This is a genomic window from Pseudogemmobacter blasticus, assembly GCF_003071405.1.
GTDB classification, from domain to species: domain Bacteria; phylum Pseudomonadota; class Alphaproteobacteria; order Rhodobacterales; family Rhodobacteraceae; genus Pseudogemmobacter; species Pseudogemmobacter blasticus.
This window is the reverse complement of record NZ_CP020470.1, coordinates 3,322,320-3,340,946: the sequence shown is the minus strand read 5'-3', so window position 1 is coordinate 3,340,946 and position 18,627 is coordinate 3,322,320. Positions and strand designations below refer to the sequence as shown.

Genomic DNA, 18,627 nt, shown 5'->3' with positions numbered 1-18,627 from the left:
AGGGGCGGCCCGGCACACCGGGCGAATCCTGGGGAGGGTTTCCATGGCAATCACAGGCGCGCATGTGGCGCGGGCGCCGCGCATCCGGCTGGGCATGGTCGGCGGCGGGCGCGATGCCTTCATCGGCGCGGTGCATCGCATCGCGGCCCGGCTGGATGACCAGTATGACCTGGTCGCGGGCTGCTTCTCATCCTCGGCGGAAAAGGCGCTGGCCTCGGCGGCCGATCTGGGCGTGCCCCGCGCCTATGCCAGCTTTGCCGACATGGCCGCGCGCGAAGCCCGACGCAAGGACGGGATCGAGGCGGTGGCCATCGTCACCCCGAACCATATGCACGCCCCTGTGGCGATGCAGTTCCTGAAACGCGGCATCCATGTGATCTGCGACAAGCCGCTGACCGCCACCCTGCCCGAGGCCAAGAGGCTGGCCCGCGCGGCGGAAGCCAGCGGCGTGATCTTCGCGCTGACCCACAATTACACCGGCTACCCGATGATCCGCCACGCCCGCGCGCTGGCGCAATCGGGTGCCCTGGGTGAAATCCGGGTGGTGCAGGTGGAATATGCGCAGGACTGGCTGGCAGAACCGATCGAACAGTCGGGCCAGAAACAGGCCGACTGGCGCACCGACCCCGCCCGTACCGGCGCAGGCGGCAGCACCGGCGACATCGGCACCCATGCCTTCAACCTGGCCGGTTTCGTCACCGGACTGGAACTTGAGGAACTGGCCGCCGACCTGCAACGCTTCGTGCCGGGCCGGCGGGTGGATGACAACGGCCATGTGATGCTGCGCTACAAGGGTGGCGCGCGGGGCATGTTGTGGTGCAGCCAGGTGGCGACCGGCAACGAAAACGCGCTGCGACTGCGGGTCTATGGCACGAAGGCCGGCATCGAATGGGCGCAGGAAGACCCGAACTATCTGTGGTTCACGCCGCTTGGCCAGCCGCGCCAGCGCATCACCCGCAACGGCCCCGGCGCCGGCCCCGAAGCGGCGCGCGTCTCGCGCATCCCCTCGGGCCACCCGGAGGGGTATCTGGAAGGCTTCGCCAATATCTATGCCGAGGCCGCCCGTGCGATCATCGCGCGGCGCGACGGCGCAACGGCGGACCCGGCGGTCACCTTCCCCGGCCTGCGCGAAGGGGTTGAGGGCGTGGCCTTTGTCGATGCCTGCGTGCGGTCAAGCGCGCGCAACGGGGCCTGGGTCAAGCCCGCGCTTTAGCGGCACACCGCACCGAAACGGGGGGAGAAGGGAGAGCACGATGCAGACCATCAAGGGACCGGCGCTGTTTCTGGCGCAATTCGCCGGCGACGCCGCGCCGTTCAACACCTGGCCCGACATCACCCGTTGGGCCGCCGATTGCGGCTATGTGGGCGTGCAGGTGCCCAGTTGGGACGCGCGTCTGTTCGATCTGGACAAGGCCGCCGCGTCAAAGGGCTATTGCGACGATTTCAAGGGACAGGCCGCCGCGAACGGCATCGCCGTGACCGAACTTTCCACCCACCTGCAAGGCCAGCTTGTGGCCGTGCATCCGGCCTATGACACCGCCTTCGACGGCTTTGCCGCGCCGCAAGTCCGGGGCAACCCCAAGGCCCGCGCCGAATGGGCGGTGGATCAGGTGAAGAAGGCGCTGACCGCCAGCCGCAACCTGGGCCTGACCGCCCATGCCACCTTCAGCGGCGCGCTGGCCTGGCCCTATGTCTACCCTTGGCCGCAACGCCCCGCAGGGCTGGTGGAAGAAGCATTCGACGAACTAGCCCGGCGCTGGCGGCCGATCCTGGACCATGCCGAGGATTGCGGCGTCGATGTCTGTTACGAGATCCACCCCGGCGAAGACCTGCATGACGGCATCAGCTACGAGATGTTTCTGGAGCGGACCGGCAGTCATACCCGCGCCTGCATGTTGTATGACCCTTCGCACTACGTCCTGCAGCACATGGATTACCTGGAAAACATCGACATCTACCACGACCGGATTCGCATGTTCCATGTGAAGGATGCCGAGTTGAACCCCACCGGACGGCAGGGCGTCTATGGCGGCTACCAGTCCTGGGTGAACCGCGCCGGCCGCTTCCGCAGCCTTGGCGACGGGCAGGTCGATTTCGGCGGCGTGTTTTCAAAGCTGACGCAATACGGCTTTGACGGCTGGGCCGTGGTGGAATGGGAATGTTGCCTCAAGCACCCCGAGGACGGGGCGCGCGAAGGGGCCGATTTCGTGAAGGCCCATCTCATTCGCGTCACCGAAAAGGCGTTCGACGATTTCGCCGGGTCGGGTGCCGATCGGGCCGCGAACCGCCGGATGCTGGGGCTGGACTGATCCGGGCTCCGGGGGCAACCCCCGGATTCCCATGGGATATGTGCAGAGCAAGCCGCAGGTCAGGCCTTGGCCAGATCCTCGAACAGACGCGCCACGCCTTCTGCGCCGGGGTCGTTGAACCCTTTCAGCTTGTCGGCGGACAGATAAGTTGCCCGCCCGGCCCGGGCGCGGGTCATGGCGGCGGTGCTGTCGGCCCCGGCACGGGCGGCGGCGGCGGCGGCCCCCACACCCTGCGGCAAGGCGGCAAGCGCCGGGGCCAGCGCGTCGATCATGGTGCGGTGGCCGGGCGCCGCGCCGCCCACCTGCATCACCCGGTCCAGCCCTGCCGAAAGCGCACCGATCCAGTCCTTCCCGCCCGCCGAGGCGTCGCCCGCAGCGGCGAAGAAGATCGCCAGCAGCACCCCGGACGATCCCCCCATGGTCTGCGCCAGTTCCATGCCGATGGCGCGGTAAAGCTGGGTCGGGTCCGCCAGCGGCAGCCGGTCCAGCGCCGCCTGCAAGGCCCGCGCCGCCCCGGCCAGCGTGCTGCCGGTGTCGCCGTCGCCGGATTTGGCATCCAGCGCGTTCAGATCCTTTTCCACCGCGATCAGCGCCGCGCAGCAACGCGCGATCAGCGCCCGCCGCGCCGGATGGGCCGAAGGCACCGGCTGGATCGGCGCCAGCCCGTCGGGCAAGGGCCGCACCGCCACCGGCCCCAAGGGCAGGCAGCCGGGCCAGGCATGGGGGGCCACCGGGGCCGCCAGCAGCCGCGCGCGGTCTTCGTCCAGCGGCAAGAGCGACAGCGAGAATCCGTGCATGTCGAGCGAGGTCATCAGCGGGGCCGGCCCGATCAGCGCCTTGATCTGCCCCGCAATGGGCGACCGCGCCAGTTCTTCGGCCAGCAGGCTCATTTCCAGCGGCGTGGTGGAGCCAAGGTTGTTCAGCAAGGCCACATGGTCGCCCTTGCCCATATGCGGCGACAGCCGTGCCGCGACCATCTGGATCGCCGCCCGCGCGCCCGAGAAATCAACCTGTTCGACCCCGGCTTCGCCATGGATGCCAAGGCCCAGTTCCGCCTTGCCCTGACCGATGCGGTCTTCCTTGGGGCTGCCGGGCACGGTGCAGGTGTCAAGGCTCATCCCGATGGAGATGGCGCCCTTGATCACGCCTTGGGCTGCGGCGGCGATGGTGTCGAGATCGGCGCCCGCCTCGGCCAGCGCGCCGGCGATCTTGTGCACGAAAAGCGTACCCGCAACGCCGCGCGCCTGCGGCAGATCGGGCAGCGCCACATCGTCATCAACGATCACCATGGCGACCTTCAGCCCGAAGGCGCGGGCGCGTTCGGCGGCAAGGCCGAAATTCAGCCGGTCGCCCGTGTAATTCTTGACGATCAGCAGACAGCCGGCCTTGCCCGTGACTGCCAGGATACCGGCCAGAACGGCATCGACCGAAGGGCTGGCAAAGACATCGCCGCAGACCGCCGCCGTCAGCATCCCCTGCCCGACAAAGCCCGCGTGCGAAGGTTCGTGCCCCGAACCGCCGCCCGAAACCAGCGCGACCTTTCCCCGGTCCCAGTCGGTGCGGACCACCACCTTGATATGCGGGTATCCGTCCAGCCGCGCCAGCCGCCCGCCCGCCGTGCGCAGCAGCCCGTCGATGGCCTCGGTCACCAGGGTTTCCCTGTCATTCATGAACTGTTTCATGCGGGGCCTCCTTGCAGGCGGTTTCCGGCGGCGTCGAACCAAAGCGGCGTTTGCGGCCGGATCTGCACGGTATCGCCCGGCGCCAGCCGGGTATGCGGATCGGCCAAGGTGACAATCTGGTGCGGGCCAAGGCTCAGGTGCAGCCGGGTCTGGTCGCCCAGATGTTCCACCCGGCCCACTGTGGCGGGCTGGCCTTCGCCAAGGGCAATGTGTTCGGGCCGCAAGCCCATCTGAACCGCGCCCGGCGGCGCACCGGGACCAAAGGCATCGGCCGGCAGCAGGGTGATGCGCGGCTGGCCCAGCCGGCTGGCAACATAGGTGGACACCGGGGCTTCGTAGATCTCGCGCGGGGTGCCGAACTGCACCAGACGGCCTTGGTCCAGCACGCCGACATGGGTGGCCATGGTCATCGCCTCGATCTGGTCATGCGTCACATAAAGGAAGGTCGCACCCAGATCGGCGTGGATGCGCTTCAGCTCGATCCGCAGGTCGGCGCGCAGCTTGGCATCCAGCGACGACAGCGGTTCATCCATCAGGTAAATGCGCGGATTGCGCACCAGCGCGCGGCCGATGGACACGCGCTGCATCTCGCCGCCCGACAGCGCGGTCGCCTTGTTGTCCAGCTTGTGCGGGATGCGCAGCACCTCGGCCACCTCGGCCACGCGGGCGGCGATCTGGTCTTCCGGCATGGCGATCATCGGTGACCGCAGCGGGAAGGCCAGATTGTCCCGCACGGTCATGTGCGGGTAGAGCGAATATTGCTGGAACACCATCGCCACGTCGCGCATCGCCGGTGTGTCCGACAGGACCGAGGCGCCACCGATGCGGATGTCGCCGGCATCGGGCCGGTCCAGCCCGGCGATCAGCCGCAGGGTGGTGGTCTTGCCCGCCCCGGTGGGGCCAAGCAGCACCACGAAAGACCCGTCGGGAATGGTCATCGACACATCCTTCAACGCCTGCACCGCGCCGTAGGACCGGCTCAGCCCGGACAGCACCACCTCAGCCATGGAACACCCCCGCATTGGCCGCCGTGCGGAAGGCGCGGCCGGTGCCCTGATCGAACAGCGACAGCTTTGACGGGGCGAAGCTGAGGCCCACCGTCTCGCCCGCGCTGGCGCGCTGGCCGGAGGGCGCACGGGCCTTGATCTGGCCCTGCGCGGTGTCCAGCGTGATGATCTGGGTGGTGCCCAGATATTCGGTGGCCACCACCCGGCCGCGATAGGGGCCGTCTGCGGTCAGCGTCACATGTTCGGGGCGCACGCCCAGCACCAGCTTGCGACCCTCGGCCTCTTCCTCAAGCTGCGGCACCTCGATCTGGGTGCCCGCCAGCGTGACGGTGGTGCTGCCGGGGCGGAAGCCGCCTTCGAAATGCAGGAAGTTCATCGACGGGCTGCCGATGAAATCGGCCACGAACAGGGTGGCGGGGTGGTCGTAAATCTCTTGCGGGGTGCCGAATTGTTCGACGACGCCGTGGTTCATCACCACGATCTTGTCGCCCATCTGCATCGCCTCCAACTGGTCATGGGTCACATAGACCGTGGTCGCGCCCATCCGGTCATGCAGGGCGCGCAGCTCCTCGGCCATGATCTCGCGGAATTCGGCATCCAGCGCGCCAAGGGGTTCGTCCATCATGAAGGCCGCAGGGTTGCGGACGATGGCACGGCCCAGCGCGACGCGCTGCCGGTCGCCGCCCGACAGGCCGCCCACGCCCTTGTCCAGCAGGTGTTCGATCCGCAGGATTCGCGCCACCTCGGCCACGCGGGCCTGCACCTGCGCGCGCGGCATCCCTTGGCTAACCAACGGATATGAAATGTTTTTCCGAACACTCATATGCGGGTAAAGCGCGAACATCTGGAACACCATGGCGATGTCGCGCTGGCTGGCGGGGCGTTGCGACACGTCTTCGCCGTCGATCAGGATTTCGCCGGAGGTGGGCAGTTCCAGCCCCGCGATCATGCGCAGCGTGGTGGTCTTGCCGCAGCCCGAGGGGCCAAGAAGCATGAAGAATTCGCCATCGCCGATGGTGAAGCTGGACCCCTTCACCGCCGTGAAGGCGCCGAATTCCTTGCGGAGATTGCGAATGACGATCTCGGCCAAGGGCTTACTCCGGGAAATGGCTGGTGATGATGAACATCACCGTGCCGGTCAGCGTCACAAGGAAGGACCAGGTGAAGGCCCAAAGCGCGAAGGGCTGCATCAGCATGAAGACGCCAAGCGCGATCAGGATGGTGGCCAGAGTTTCCCACGGGCCGCGGCGCAGGCGGAGAAGGCCGGTCAGGAAGCGGGACAGGATGCCGGTCATCGGACAGTCTTCCTTGCGTCTTCCTTTTGTCTTGCTGGCGTCTTGCTCATTTGCGGACCGCTCCGAAGGTGATGCCGCGCAACAGATGCTTGCGCAGGAGGATGGTGAACACCATGACCGGCAGCAGGAACACGGTCGCGCCGGCGGCCACCGCAGGCCAGTCCTGCCCGCCGACGCCGATGATGGTGGGAATGAAGGGCGGCGCGGTCTGGGCGTTGCCCGAGGTCAGCAGGACCGCGAAGGCGTATTCGTTCCAGGCGAAGATCAGGCAGAAGATCGCGGTCGAGGCGATGCCCGTGGCCGCCTGCGGCAGCACCACCTTGCGGAACGCCTGAAACCGCGTGTAGCCGTCAATCAGCGCGGCCTCTTCGTATTCGCGGGGGATTTCGTCGATGAAGCCTTTGAGCAGCCAGACCGCCAGCGAGATGTTCACCGCCGTATACAGCAGGATCATCCCCAGATGCGTGTCCGAGAGGCCCAGTTCGCGATACATCAGATAGATCGGGATGGCGACGGCGATGGGCGGCATCATCCGGGTGGACAGGATGAAGAACAGCAGATCGTCCTTCAGCGGCACCTTGAAGCGGCTGAAGGCATAGGCCGCCAGCGTGCCCAGAAAGATGGACAGCGCGGTTGAGCCGAAGCCGATGATGACCGAATTCAGGAACCGTTCGCCAAAGCGCGACGGGCCGGCGATCACCATGCCGCTGCCGCGCACGATCCGGTCATACCAGGTTTCGGGCGGCGGCAGGGCGGCGAATTCCTCGGCCCCCAGCCGGGTGCGGGTGGTGAACAGGTTGACGTAGCCTTCGAGGCTGGGTTCGAACAGCACCTTGGGCGGGTAGCTGATGCTGTCGGGCCCGGACTTGAAGCCGGTCGAGATGATCCAGACCAGCGGCAACAGCGTGACGATGGTGTAGAAGGTGACCAGCAGCCCGGCCGCCCATTTCGACAGTTTCGACGGTTCGGTGACGGACCAGGCGCTCATCTTTCCTTCACCTTGTTCAGGGCTTTGACATAGATCGACGCAAGGCCGAAGACGGTGACGAACAGGATGATGGCATAGGCCGAGGAATAGCCGGTCCGCCATTTTTCAAACGCCTCGCGTTTGAGGTCGATGCTGGTCAGCAGCGTCTCGTTGCCGGGGCCACCGCCGGTGAGCAGGGCCACCATGTCGAACATCTTGAAATTCTCGATGCCGCGGAACAGCACCGCCAGCATCAGGAAGGGCAGCACCATGGGCACGGTGATCGTCCAGAATTGCCGCCATTTCGAGGCGCGGTCCACTTCGGCCGCCTCGTAGATGTAATCGGGGATCGACCGCAGACCCGCCAGACAGATCAGCATGACGAAGGGTGTCCACATCCAGGTGTCGACGATGATGATCGACCAGGGCGCCAGCCCGCCCGGCCCCAGCATGGAAAACGAACTGGCCGGCGTGCCGGTCAGCAGTTCGGCCACATAGTTCACCAGGCCGATCTGCGGCTGGTAGAGGAAGGTCCAGAAATTGCCCACCACGGCGGGCGACAGCATCATCGGGATCACGATCAGCGTGGTCAGCAGATCGTTGCCGCGGAATTTCCGGTTGATCAGCCAGGCCAGGGTGAAGCCGATCACCACCTGCAGAAGCAGCGTCCAGAACAGGAAATGCGCCGTGGTCTGCATGGTGGCCCAGATGCCGTCATCGGTCAGGATGCGCTGATAGTTGCGCAGGCCCACCCATTTCACCTCGGCGTTCGGCTTGTTGGCGGCGTAATTGGTGAAGGACAGCCGGACCGTCCAGATCAGCGGAAAGATGTTGATCGCCAGCAGAAGAAAGATCGTCGGGGCGACGAAGATCCAGGCGATGGCCCGGTCCGACAGGCCGCGGATGCGGCGCGAGACGGGGGCGGGCGTGGCCCTTGCGGCAAGGTCGATGGGGTTGGTCATGGCATGGTCCCGCTGCGGCGCAAGACGGGACGGCCGTCTCGCCGGGCCCTCCCTCCCCCGCGCGAACGGGGGAAGGAGGGGTCTTCTGCCCCGCCCCCGCGTTGGGGGGACGGGGATCAAGGGTCAGAGCTTGCCTTCGTCCTGGAAGACTTCGGTCCAGTCCGCGATCAGGCCATCCAGCGCCTCTTGCGCGGTGCCCTGATCGGCCACGATGTAGTTGTGCAGCCGGTCCTGCATTGCCAGCAGGAGCGAGGCATAGGCCGGTTCCTGCCAGAAATCCTGCACGCCGTTCATCGCTTCAAGGAAATCGCCGGCGAAGGGGGCGCTGTCCTTGAAGCCCGGATCTTCCAGCACGGCCTTGTGGCAGGAATAGCCGCCCATCGACCACCATTTCTTCTGCACCTCGGGCTGGGCGAACCATTTGATATAGGCCAGCGCCCCATCCATGTTGTCGGTGTAGCTGACAACCGAGATGCCCTGCCCGCCCAGCGTGCTGGCGGCCACGTTCTGCGCCGGGTTCACGAAGAAGTCGATCTTGTCGCCGCCGACATTGGGGTCGGCGTAAAGGCCGGGGAAGAAGGCGAACCAGTTCATCGCCATGGCCACCTGCCCCGATTTGAAGGCATCCAGCGACTGTTCCATATAGGCGTTGTCATAGCCGGGGGGCGTGGCAGTCTTGTAAAGTTCCTTGTAGAATTCAAGGCCTTCCACCGCCGCCGGGCTGTTCACCGCCCCTTCCATGTCATACTTGCCGGGGGTGTTTTCATATTTGAACCCCCAGGCATAAAGCGCGCCGGTCGCGCCCATGGTGATGCCTTCGGACCCGCGCTCGGTGAAGATCGAGGCGCCATAGACGGTCTGGCCGTCGATCTCGCGGCCCTGGAAGAACTGCGCGATTTCCAGCAGTTCCTTCTGCGTCTTCGGTTCGGCCAGGTCGCGGCCGTATTTTTCCTTGAAGGCGGCCTGGATCTCGGGGCGGGCGAACCAGTCCTTGCGGTAGAACCAGCCGTTCGCATCGCCCATGGCGGGCAGTGCGTAATAGTTCGGTTCACCCTTCGGCCAGGTCGAATAGGCATAGACGGTCGCCGGGGCGAAATCGTCCATGCTGATGGCTTCCTTGTCGAAGAAATCGTTCAGCTTGACGTAATGGCCATTCTCGGCGCTGCCGCCGATCCACTGGCTGTCACCGATCAGCAGGTCGCACAACTGACCGCCCGAGTTCAGCTCGTTCAGCATCCGGTCGGCGAAATTGGGCCAGGGCACGAATTCGAACTTCATCTTGATGCCCGACTGGGCTTCAAAGTCCTTTGACAGTTCGACCAGCGCGTTGGCCGGATCCCAGGCGGCCCAGCACAGGGTCAGTTCCTTCGACTGCGCCGAGGCGGCCGAGGCCGCGACAAGCGCAAGGGCCGCGGATGCGGCCAGATGTCCAGCTTTCATGTAATCCTCCCGGTTGTCGATGCAGTCCGTGACGTGCCTGTACCGGGAAACCTCCGGCCGGGCCTTCTCCCTGCGGAAAGCATAGGAACAGCCGGCGTCTGCTGTCCACAGATTTATGAGGTACGCACCTCATTTCGCGGTGCAGCATGGAACGGGCCGAATGACGCCGTCTGGCGGGCGCAAAGCAACCTATTGATCGGGCGGCAGGTTTTCGCGCAGGACGATTTCGACGCGCAACTGTTCCTGCGCCTCGTCAATCGGGGCGTGATCGGCCTTGGCGCGCAGCACGCGCAGGGTGGACCGCGCAAGGTGGCCCAGATTCTGCGTGATGATCGCATCAATATGGCCCGCCAGCAGGGCGCGGCGGGTGTGCGGCGTCAGTTCGTGACCGATCACGACGAATCGCCCGGTCATCCCCAGATCGGCCAGCGTGGCGGCCAGCGCGCGGTGCCCTGCCCCCAGAAGATAGATGCCGCGCACATTGCGGGCATGACGCAGCGCCTCGGTCACCACGGCGCGGAGGGTGGTGTCGGAGCCGTGGGTTTCCAAGGTGGGCAAGACCTCGAGTCCCGGAAAATCGGCCAGCATCACCTCGTCAAAGCCGCGGCGGCGTTCGATGGCATCGCGCAACTGCATCGACTGCGCCACCGCCAGAATCTGCCCCGGCGCCGCCCCGGCAAACCGGCCCATCAGCACCGCCGCCGTGCGCCCCGCCGCGCGGCTGTCGATGCCGACGAAATGGTCGCGTTCCGTGCTGGGCAGGTCAGAGGCCAGCGCAATGACCGGAATCCCCTTTGATTTCAGCCCCCTGATCGCATCGCGCAGGACCGGGGTTTCCGGCGCCATGACCGCGACGCCCGCCACGTCCTGCGGCGACATCCGGCCCAGCAGGGCCGCCAGCGCATGGGCGTCTTCCGCCGGGTAGCGCGTGATCTCCAGCTCCATCCGGGCGGTGACGGCCGAATGCGCCGCCTCGGTCAGCGCCTCGGCCAGCGTTTCGACGAACTGGCTGTCGCCATCGGGCAACGCCGCCACCATGCGATAGCGCCTTTGCCGCGCCAGATTGGCCGCCGCCATGTCGCGCACATAGCCCAGACGGGCCACCGCATCCTGCACCGCCGACACGGTTTTCGCCCGCACCCCGGGCCGCGCGTTCAGCACGCGGTCCACCGTGGCCAGGCTGACGCCGGCTTCGCGGGCAATGTCATTGACGGTGGGGCGGCTCATGTCTCCTCGCTATGCGGAAAAGCGTGGCCCAGTCCTTGAGGTACGTCAATCATTCTCATCCCCACTTGCCGCACCCTGCCCAGGCGGCGCGGCAAAAGGCAAGCGTCGGCCCGCTCTGGCAAAGACGGCGCAAGGGTGCAATCCTCAGCCCGACCCAACCGCCCCCGCGAGGCACCTTGGCCTTCACCCTGCGCCAGCTTCAGTTCTTTGTTGCCGCGGCCGATTCCGGCAGCATCTCGGCCGCCGCGCGAATGCTGTCGATCTCGCAAAGCTCTGTCACAGAGGCGATCCGCGCGCTGGAGGTGGATCTGGGCGTCCTGCTGTTCGAACGCCGCGCCCGCGGGCTGGAGCTGACGCACAAGGGCGGGCTGTTCCTGCGCCATGCCAGCCAGATTCTTGGCGACGTGTCGCAGGCCCGCCAGTCATTCCAGCAGGAAACCGGCAATGTGCCGGGGCGGCTGTCGCTGGGCGTGTCGTCGCTGGTGGCGGGCTATGTGCTGTCGGACGTGCTGTCGCGGTTTCGCCGGGGCTGGCCGGCGATCGAGATTTCGGCGCTGGAGGAAACCGGCGACTATCTTCAACACCTGCTGATCGGGGGCGAACTGGACGTGGCCGTCCTGTTCACCTCGTCGATCCGCGACCGCGCGGCGCTGAATGTGGAAACGCTGCTGGTGTCGCCCTATCGGCTGTGGCTGCCGCAGGGGCACAGGCTGGCCTCGGCCGAAGTCATCGCGCCCGAGGATCTGGTCGAGGAACCCTTCATCAGCCTGATGGTGGACGAGATCGAGGAAAGCACCCGCCGCCTGATGGCCGGCTTGTCGGTGCGGCCCCGCATCGCCTTTCGCACCCGCAGCGTCGAGGCGGTGCGGTCGCTGGTCGCCACCGGCGCCGGGCTGGCGATCCTGCCCGGCCTGGTTTACCGGCCCTGGTCGCTGGAAGGCGACCGGATCGAGATCCGCGATGTGTCGGGCGACCTGCCGTCGGTGCAGGTCGGGCTGGCCTGGCGCAAGGGGGCGCCGCTTTCGGCCCCGGCGCATAACTTCGTGCGGTCGGCTCAGCTTGGCTTTGCCGCGCGCCCCGCCGTTCCGTGAAGATCCTGCTGCACATGGGGCCGGGCAAGACCGGCACCACCGCCTTGCAGCAATCGCTGCATGACGGGGCAGAGGTGCTGCGGGCCAGATCGGTGCTTTACCCCCGCTTCGGCGGGTCTGCCATTGCACACCATCTGCTGCTGGCGCTGTGCGAACACCCCGACCGGCTGACCGGCTGGACGCTGCAGGAACATGGCGGCCCCGAGGCGACGGCGGACAGGGCCTGGCAAGTGTGGAACGAGCTTTGCCTTGCGGTTGCGGCCAGCCCGCCCCGGGTGCTGGTGCTGTCCAGCGAGGTGCTGTTCCAGCAGGCGCGCGGCAAGGCCAAGGCCCTGCTGGCAGAAACCCTGTCGGAACTGACCACCGACATCACGCCCATCTTCTATATCCGCGATCCGGTTTCGCATTACCGGGCGCGGCTTCAGGAATGGCTCAAGACCGAAAACGCCCCGCTGCCGCCCAGCCGGCTGCCGCTGCGCGAGGCGATCCTGGATACCGGGGCCGCCTTCGGACGCCCGCCCGAACTGGTGGCGTTTGACCGCACCACCCTGCAGGGGGGCGACATCACCACCGATTTCGTCACCCGGTTCCTTGGCCCCGAGGTGACGCCGGCCGACCTGCCACGGCATCAGGCGAATGTCGGCCTGTCGGCCGAGGCGCTGGTGCTGCTGGCGCGGCTGCGGCGTGACGGCGGGCTGACGGCGGCGGCCCGGCGGCGGGGCGAACGGCTGATCCTGCCGCTGGCCGCGCTGGACCGCAGCGATCCGCCCGATGCGCCGCTGGCTCTGCACCCCGAAGTGGCCGAGGCCGCCCTGCGCGCCGCCACCTGCCACCGCTGGCTGGCCGAGACCGGGCGCCTTGCCCTGCCGGGGCTGGACACGGGCCGCATCGACGGCGCCCCGCCGCCCGGCTGGATGCGCGCCGCGCCGCCGGAAACGCTGTTCGCGCATGATCCGGCCCGTCTGGCGCGGCTGACCACGGCGCTTTGGCAAAGCCATCCGCATCTGATGGCCGGCTGAAACCGCCAGCCATCGGAAACGCCGATACCTCGCATCCATCTTTTGCATTTGCGATTCCTGCCCGCTTCCGTAGCGTGATTGCATGACCGGAATACCGGCGTGCCGCCCGGAGCGGCCTATCCACAGGGAGTTTGCGATGAACACCATGAAGCTGATGGCCAGCACGGCCCTTGTTCTGTTGACCGGCCTTGGGCCGACCTTCGCGCAGATGACCGCGCTTGGCACGCCGGAAGGCCAGGTCGATATCGTGGCCTGGCCCGGCTATATCGAGCGGGGCGAAACCGACAAGGCCTATGACTGGGTGACCAAGTTCGAGGCGGCCTCGGGCTGCAAGGTCAACGTGAAGACCGCCAACACCAGCGACGAGATGGTTGCCCTGATGAACGAGGGCGGCTTCGATCTGGTCACGGCCAGCGGCGATGCCTCGCTGCGGCTGGTTGCGGGCAAGCGTATCCAGCCCATCAACACCGATCTGATCCCGTCCTGGTCCAAGGTTGATGACCGGCTGAAGGACGCGCCCTGGCATACGGTGGGCGGCGTGCATTACGGCGTGCCCTACCAGTGGGGTCCGAACGTGCTGATGTACAACACCGAGGTGTTCAAGGACGGTCCGCCGAAATCCTGGTCGGTGGTGTTCGAGGAAACCACCCTGCCCGACGGCAAGTCGAACAAGGGGCGCGTGCAGGCCTATGACGGCCCGATCCACATTGCCGATGCCGCGCAATACCTGATGGCGCACAAGCCGGAACTGGGCATCACCAACCCCTATGAGCTGAACGAGGACCAATACGCGGCCGCGCTGGACCTGCTGCGCGCCCAGCGCGAACTGGTCGGGCGCTACTGGCACGACGCGATGATCCAGGTGGACGACTTCAAGAACGAGGGCGTGGTTGCCTCGGGGTCGTGGCCGTTCCAGGTGAACCTGCTGAAATCGGAAGGCCAGCCGGTTGCCAGCACCATTCCCGAGGAAGGCGCCACCGGCTGGGCCGATACGCTGATGCTGCATTCCGAGGCGCCGCACCCGACCTGCGCCTATCTGTTCATGGAACATTCGCTGAATTCGAACCTGCAATCCGACCTGTCGGTCTGGTTCGGGTCGAACCCCGTTGTTCCCGCCGCCTGCACCGATGGCAGCGGGATGCAGACCAAGGAAGGCTGCACCGCCAACGGCTTTGACGATTTCGATCGCATCCGGTTCTGGACCACCCCGGTCGCAAGCTGCCCGGCGGGCAACTGCGTGCCCTACTATCGCTGGGTGTCCGACTATATCGGCGTGATCGGCGGCCGCTGACACACAGACCCACGCCCCCTTTCCCCATGCCGGGGAAAGGGGTCTTCCCCACCCCGCGCCTGCCGTGCCTGCGCTGCGGAAGCCTGCGCTGCGGACGGGCGGGCCATGTCCGGTGACCAGATGACCGCTGCCGTCGAATTCCTGAACGTCTCGCGCCATTACGGGGCCGGGCCTGTGGCCGTGAAGGCCGTGGACGGGGTGGACCTGACCATCCCCGAGGGCGAGTTCTTCGCCATGCTTGGCCCTTCGGGGTCTGGCAAGACCACCTGCCTGCGGCTGATCTCGGGGTTTGAAACGCCCACGGCCGGCGCGATCCGCATCTTTGGCGAAGATGTCAGCCGGGTGCCGCCGAACCTGCGCAACGTGAACACCGTCTTTCAGGATTACGCGCTGTTCCCGCATATGAGCGTGCGCGACAACGTGGCCTATGGGCTGATGGTCAAGGGCGTGGACCGCCGCAGCCGTCTGGCCAAGGCCGACGAGATGCTGTCGCTGGTGCATCTGCCCGATTACGGCAGCCGCAAGCCGGGGCAGTTGTCGGGCGGCCAGCGCCAGCGGGTGGCGCTGGCCCGCGCACTGGTCAACGAACCAAAGGTGCTGCTGCTGGACGAACCGCTGGGCGCGCTGGACCTGAAGCTGCGCGAGGCGATGCAGGACGAGCTGAAGAACCTGCAACGCCGGCTGGGCATCACCTTCGTCTTCGTCACCCATGACCAGGGCGAGGCGCTGTCGATGGCAGATCGCGTGGCCGTCTTTTCGCGCGGCCGCATCGTGCAGGTGGGCACGCCGGAAGAGATTTACGACCGCCCGGCCACCCGTTTCGTGGCCGATTTCGTGGGGTCATCCAACGTGCTGCCGCCCGACCTTTCAGCCCGGCTGGGCGGCCCCGCCACCTGGGCCAGCCTGCGCCCCGAGGCGATCCGGCTGACCGACACCGCGCCGCGCGCGCGGGGCCGGGTGACCGGGCTGCGCTATCTGGGGCTGGGCACGCGGCTGGCCGTGGATGTGGGCGGCACCGAACTGGTGGCGCTGGTTCCCGCCGGCACCGCCCTGCCCGCCGAGGGCGCCGAGGTTGGCCTGACCTGGGCGGCAGACGCCGCGCATCAGATGGCGGGCGAGGCATGAGCGGCGCGTTCCACCCCGCCCGCGGCCCCGGCGACCGGCTGACCGGCCTGTTCTGGCGCCGCCCCGGCGTGCTGCTGGCGCTGCTGATCGCGCCGCCGCTGATCTGGCTGGGCGTGGTCTATCTGGGGTCGCTGGTCGCCCTGCTGTGGCAGAGCTTCTGGTCGATTGATGAATTCTCGGGCCTGATCGTGCCGGAATTCACGCTGAAGACCTATGCCGAACTGCTGCGCCCGGCGAATTTCGACGTGATCGTGCGCACCGTCACCATGGCCTCGGTCGTGACCGCCGCCTCGGTCGTGCTGGCCTTTCCCATTGCCTATTACGCCGCCCGCTATGCGCGGGGCCGGATGAAGGCGGTGTTCTATCTGGGCGTCATGCTGCCCTTGTGGTCCAGCTATCTGGTCAAGGTCTATGCCTGGAAGCTGATCCTTGCGCGCGAGGGCATCGTGACCTGGGCCGCCGAAGGCATTGGCGCGGGCAATGTGCTGAACGCGGTGCTGTCGCTGCCGGTGATCGGGGGAAATTCGCTGTCCACCAGCTATATCGGCACCTTCATCGTCTTCGTCTATGTCTGGCTGCCCTTCATGATTCTGCCGATGCAGGCCTCGCTTGAGCGGGTGCCGAACGCCATGCTGGAAGCCTCGTCCGATCTGGGGGCGACCTCGTGGCAGACCTTCGTCCATGTGATCCTGCCGCTGGCGCTGCCCGGCATCATTGCCGGCACGATCTTCACCTTTTCGCTGACGCTGGGCGATTACATCATTCCGCAGATCGTCGGCTCATCCCGGCTGTTCATCGGGCAGGCGGTCTACATGTTGCAGGGCACCGCCGGGAACCTGCCGCTGGCGGCCGCCTTCGCGGTGATCCCCATCGTGGTGATGCTGGCCTATCTGGTCTTTGCCCGCCGGATCGGAGCTTTCGATGCCCTCTGAACGCCGCGCCCCCCTTGCCCTGAAACTGGCGGCCCTTGGCGGGCTTCTGTTCCTGCACGGGCCGATCCTGCTGATCTTTCTGTATGCCTTCACGACCGAGGAACGCAGCTACCAGTTCCCGCCACCCGGGCTGACGCTGAAATGGTTTGCCGTGGCGTGGAACCGCCCCGACATCTGGCCGCCGCTGATCCTGTCGCTGAAGGTGGCCGCGATTTCCACCGCGCTGGCGCTGGTGCTGGGCACGCTTTGCGCCGCCGCCATGTCGCGGGCGCGGTTCTTCGGGCGCGATTCAATCTCGCTTCTGGTGATCCTGCCCATCGCCCTGCCCGGCATCATCACCGGCATGTCGCTGCGGTCGGCCTTCGCGATGATGGAGATTCCCTTCTCGACCTGGACCATCGTGCTGGGTCACGCCACCTTCTGCATCGTCATCGTCTACAACAATGCCGTCGCCCGGTTCCGCCGGCTGTCGGGGTCGATCCTGGAAGCCTCGGCCGATCTGGGCGCCAACGGGTTCCAGACCTTCCGGCATGTGATCCTGCCGAACCTTGGTTCGGCGTTGCTGGCGGGGGGAATGCTGGCCTTTGCCCTGTCGTTCGACGAGGTGATCGTCACCACCTTCACCGCCGGGCAGCAATCGACCCTGCCGATCTGGATGCTGAACGAACTGGTCCGCCCGCGGCAGCGCCCTGTCACCAATGTCGTCGCCATCGTGGTCTTTGCCGCAACCGTGGTGCCGATCCTGATCGCCTATGTCCTGACCCGCGGCGGTTCCGAAACCGCCGGTGCGGGCAAATGATCCCGAAGGAAGCCCCCATGTCCCAGCCGATGCCCCTGCCCCGGATTGCCGATACCGATTTCCTGATCGACGGCCGTTTCGAACCCGGACAGGAGCCGGGCGAGCCGGTGCTGAACCCGCGCAGCGGCGCGCTGATCCTGGAACTGGCCGAGGCGTCTTCGGCCCAGATCGGCCGCGCCGTTGCCGCCGCCCGCCGCGCCTTTGGCGGCTGGTCGCGCACGACGCCGGCCGAACGGTCGGCCGCGCTGCACCGCATTGCCAACCGGATCGAGGCCGAGGCCGCCGGTTTTGCCGCGCTTGAGGCGCTGAACTGCGGCAAGCCGATCAATGCCGTCACCAATGACGAACTGCCCGGCGTGGTGGATTGCTTCCGCTTTTTCGCGGGCGCCGTGCGCTGCCAGCAGGGCGCGGTGGCGGGGGAATATCTGGCCGGCCATACAAGCATGATCCGCCGCGATCCGATCGGCGTCGTCGCCTCGATCGCGCCGTGGAACTATCCGCTGATGATGATGGCGTGGAAACTGGCCCCGGCCATTGGCGGCGGCAATGCGGTGGTGTTCAAACCGTCGGAACAGACGCCGCTGACCGCGCTGAAACTGGCCCGCATCCTGGCCGAGGAACTGCCGCCCGGCGTGGTCAACATCCTGCCGGGGCGGGGCCAGACCGTGGGCAACGAGCTGATCCACCACCCCGGCGTGGACATGATCAGCCTGACCGGCGACGTGGCCACCGGGCGCAAGATGCTGGATGCCGCCGCCAAGACGGTGAAGCGCACCCATCTGGAACTGGGCGGCAAGGCGCCGGTCATCGTCTATGACGATGCCGATCTGGAGGCCGTGGTGGAAGGGCTGCGCGCCTTTGGCTATTACAACGCAGGTCAGGACTGCACCGCCGCCTGCCGCATCTATGCGGGGAAGAATATCTACGACAGGCTGGTCGCAGACCTCAGTTCCGCCGTTTCCTCCATCGTGCTGGGGGCCGAGGATGACACCACCAACGAGATCGGCCCGCTGATCAGCCTGCGGCAGCGCGACCGGGTGGCGTCGTTCGTGGAGCGCGCCCGCGAATTGCCGCATGTCGAGGTGACCGCCGGGGGCGAAACCATGGGCACTGCCGGGTTCTACTACCGCCCGACCGTGGTGGCCGGGGCGCGGCAAAGCGATGAAATCGTCCGGCGCGAGGTTTTTGGCCCGGTCGTGTCGATCACCCCCTTCTCGGACCCCGAAGAAGCCGTCACCTGGGCCAATGACAGCGACTATGGCCTCGCCTCCTCGGTCTGGACGCGCGATGTGGGGCGCGGCATGGAAACCGCCGCCCGGCTGCGCTACGGCTGCACCTGGGTGAACACGCATTTCATGCTGGTCAGCGAAATGCCGCATGGCGGGCTGAAACAATCCGGCTATGGCAAGGATCTGTCGGCCTATGCGCTGGAGGATTACAGCGTGGTGCGGCACGTCATGGTGAAGCACGGCTAGACGGGG

17 protein-coding genes are annotated in these 18,627 nt (G+C 66.6%); 9 read left to right on the top strand and 8 right to left on the bottom strand.

All coding sequences use genetic code 11. From position 1 onward, the window contains the following. The first annotated feature begins 43 nt into the window (after window positions 1–43). The gene (locus tag B6K69_RS16240; protein ID WP_108644537.1) at window positions 44–1,213 is read left to right on the top strand and encodes a Gfo/Idh/MocA family protein; all 1,170 of its coding nucleotides are present in this window, start codon (window positions 44–46) and stop codon (window positions 1,211–1,213) included. Window positions 1,214–1,253: 40 nt separating this feature from the next. After that, entirely contained in the window at window positions 1,254–2,309 is a 1,056-nt protein-coding gene (locus tag B6K69_RS16235; RefSeq protein WP_107672115.1) for a sugar phosphate isomerase/epimerase family protein, read from the top strand. A gap of 59 nt (window positions 2,310–2,368) precedes the next feature. On the opposite strand, the gene B6K69_RS16230 is transcribed toward B6K69_RS16235, so the two are convergent. The 8 genes from B6K69_RS16230 to B6K69_RS16195 form a co-directional block, all read right to left on the bottom strand. Then, complete coding sequence (locus B6K69_RS16230) at window positions 2,369–3,991, bottom strand: dihydroxyacetone kinase subunit DhaK (protein ID WP_108644536.1); 1,623 nt, start codon at window positions 3,989–3,991, stop codon at window positions 2,369–2,371. Next, window positions 3,988–4,998, bottom strand: coding sequence for an ABC transporter ATP-binding protein (locus B6K69_RS16225; RefSeq protein ID WP_108644535.1), 1,011 nt, complete (start codon window positions 4,996–4,998; stop codon window positions 3,988–3,990). The genes B6K69_RS16230 and B6K69_RS16225 overlap by 4 nt, the downstream gene beginning before the upstream one ends. Then, the gene (locus B6K69_RS16220) at window positions 4,991–6,088 is read right to left on the bottom strand and encodes an ABC transporter ATP-binding protein (protein WP_108644534.1); all 1,098 of its coding nucleotides are present in this window, start codon (window positions 6,086–6,088) and stop codon (window positions 4,991–4,993) included. The genes B6K69_RS16225 and B6K69_RS16220 overlap by 8 nt, the downstream gene beginning before the upstream one ends. A gap of 4 nt (window positions 6,089–6,092) precedes the next feature. After that, entirely contained in the window at window positions 6,093–6,293 is a 201-nt protein-coding gene (locus B6K69_RS16215; RefSeq protein WP_108644533.1) for a hypothetical protein, read from the bottom strand. A gap of 46 nt (window positions 6,294–6,339) precedes the next feature. After that, the gene (locus B6K69_RS16210; protein ID WP_108644532.1) at window positions 6,340–7,281 is read right to left on the bottom strand and encodes a carbohydrate ABC transporter permease; all 942 of its coding nucleotides are present in this window, start codon (window positions 7,279–7,281) and stop codon (window positions 6,340–6,342) included. Then, the gene (locus B6K69_RS16205; protein WP_108644531.1) at window positions 7,278–8,222 is read right to left on the bottom strand and encodes a carbohydrate ABC transporter permease; all 945 of its coding nucleotides are present in this window, start codon (window positions 8,220–8,222) and stop codon (window positions 7,278–7,280) included. The genes B6K69_RS16210 and B6K69_RS16205 overlap by 4 nt, the downstream gene beginning before the upstream one ends. A 123-nt stretch (window positions 8,223–8,345) precedes the next feature. Further along, complete coding sequence (locus B6K69_RS16200) at window positions 8,346–9,662, bottom strand: ABC transporter substrate-binding protein (RefSeq protein ID WP_108644530.1); 1,317 nt, start codon at window positions 9,660–9,662, stop codon at window positions 8,346–8,348. Window positions 9,663–9,851: 189 nt separating this feature from the next. After that, on the bottom strand, window positions 9,852–10,889 hold the full coding sequence (locus tag B6K69_RS16195; RefSeq protein ID WP_108644529.1) for a LacI family DNA-binding transcriptional regulator: 1,038 nt from the start codon (window positions 10,887–10,889) through the stop codon (window positions 9,852–9,854). A gap of 176 nt (window positions 10,890–11,065) precedes the next feature. Between B6K69_RS16195 and B6K69_RS16190 the strand changes: the two genes are divergently transcribed. The 7 genes from B6K69_RS16190 (at window position 11,066) to B6K69_RS16160 (ending at window position 18,621) form a co-directional block, all read left to right on the top strand. After that, a complete protein-coding gene (locus tag B6K69_RS16190; protein WP_108644528.1) occupies window positions 11,066–11,980 on the top strand; it encodes a LysR substrate-binding domain-containing protein in 915 nt (304 codons plus the stop codon). After that, window positions 11,977–12,999 (top strand): hypothetical protein, encoded by a 1,023-nt coding sequence (locus B6K69_RS16185; protein WP_108644527.1) that lies wholly within the window; start codon window positions 11,977–11,979, stop codon window positions 12,997–12,999. Before B6K69_RS16190 ends, B6K69_RS16185 begins: the two co-directional genes overlap by 4 nt. Window positions 13,000–13,135: 136 nt before the next feature. After that, the gene (locus B6K69_RS16180) at window positions 13,136–14,290 is read left to right on the top strand and encodes an ABC transporter substrate-binding protein (RefSeq protein ID WP_206340525.1); all 1,155 of its coding nucleotides are present in this window, start codon (window positions 13,136–13,138) and stop codon (window positions 14,288–14,290) included. A 120-nt stretch (window positions 14,291–14,410) separates the two neighbouring features. Continuing rightward, window positions 14,411–15,415: an ABC transporter ATP-binding protein gene (locus B6K69_RS16175; RefSeq protein WP_107672191.1), complete on the top strand. Its 1,005-nt coding sequence runs from the start codon at window positions 14,411–14,413 to the stop codon at window positions 15,413–15,415. Next, complete coding sequence (locus B6K69_RS16170; RefSeq protein ID WP_107672125.1) at window positions 15,412–16,347, top strand: ABC transporter permease; 936 nt, start codon at window positions 15,412–15,414, stop codon at window positions 16,345–16,347. Before B6K69_RS16175 ends, B6K69_RS16170 begins: the two co-directional genes overlap by 4 nt. Next, window positions 16,337–17,146 carry an ABC transporter permease gene (locus B6K69_RS16165; protein ID WP_108644526.1) on the top strand — a complete coding sequence of 270 codons (810 nt, stop codon included), beginning with the start codon at window positions 16,337–16,339 and terminating at the stop codon, window positions 17,144–17,146. Before B6K69_RS16170 ends, B6K69_RS16165 begins: the two co-directional genes overlap by 11 nt. A gap of 17 nt (window positions 17,147–17,163) precedes the next feature. Further along, window positions 17,164–18,621, top strand: coding sequence for a gamma-aminobutyraldehyde dehydrogenase (locus tag B6K69_RS16160; protein WP_228156764.1), 1,458 nt, complete (start codon window positions 17,164–17,166; stop codon window positions 18,619–18,621). Window positions 18,622–18,627: the final 6 nt, after the last annotated feature.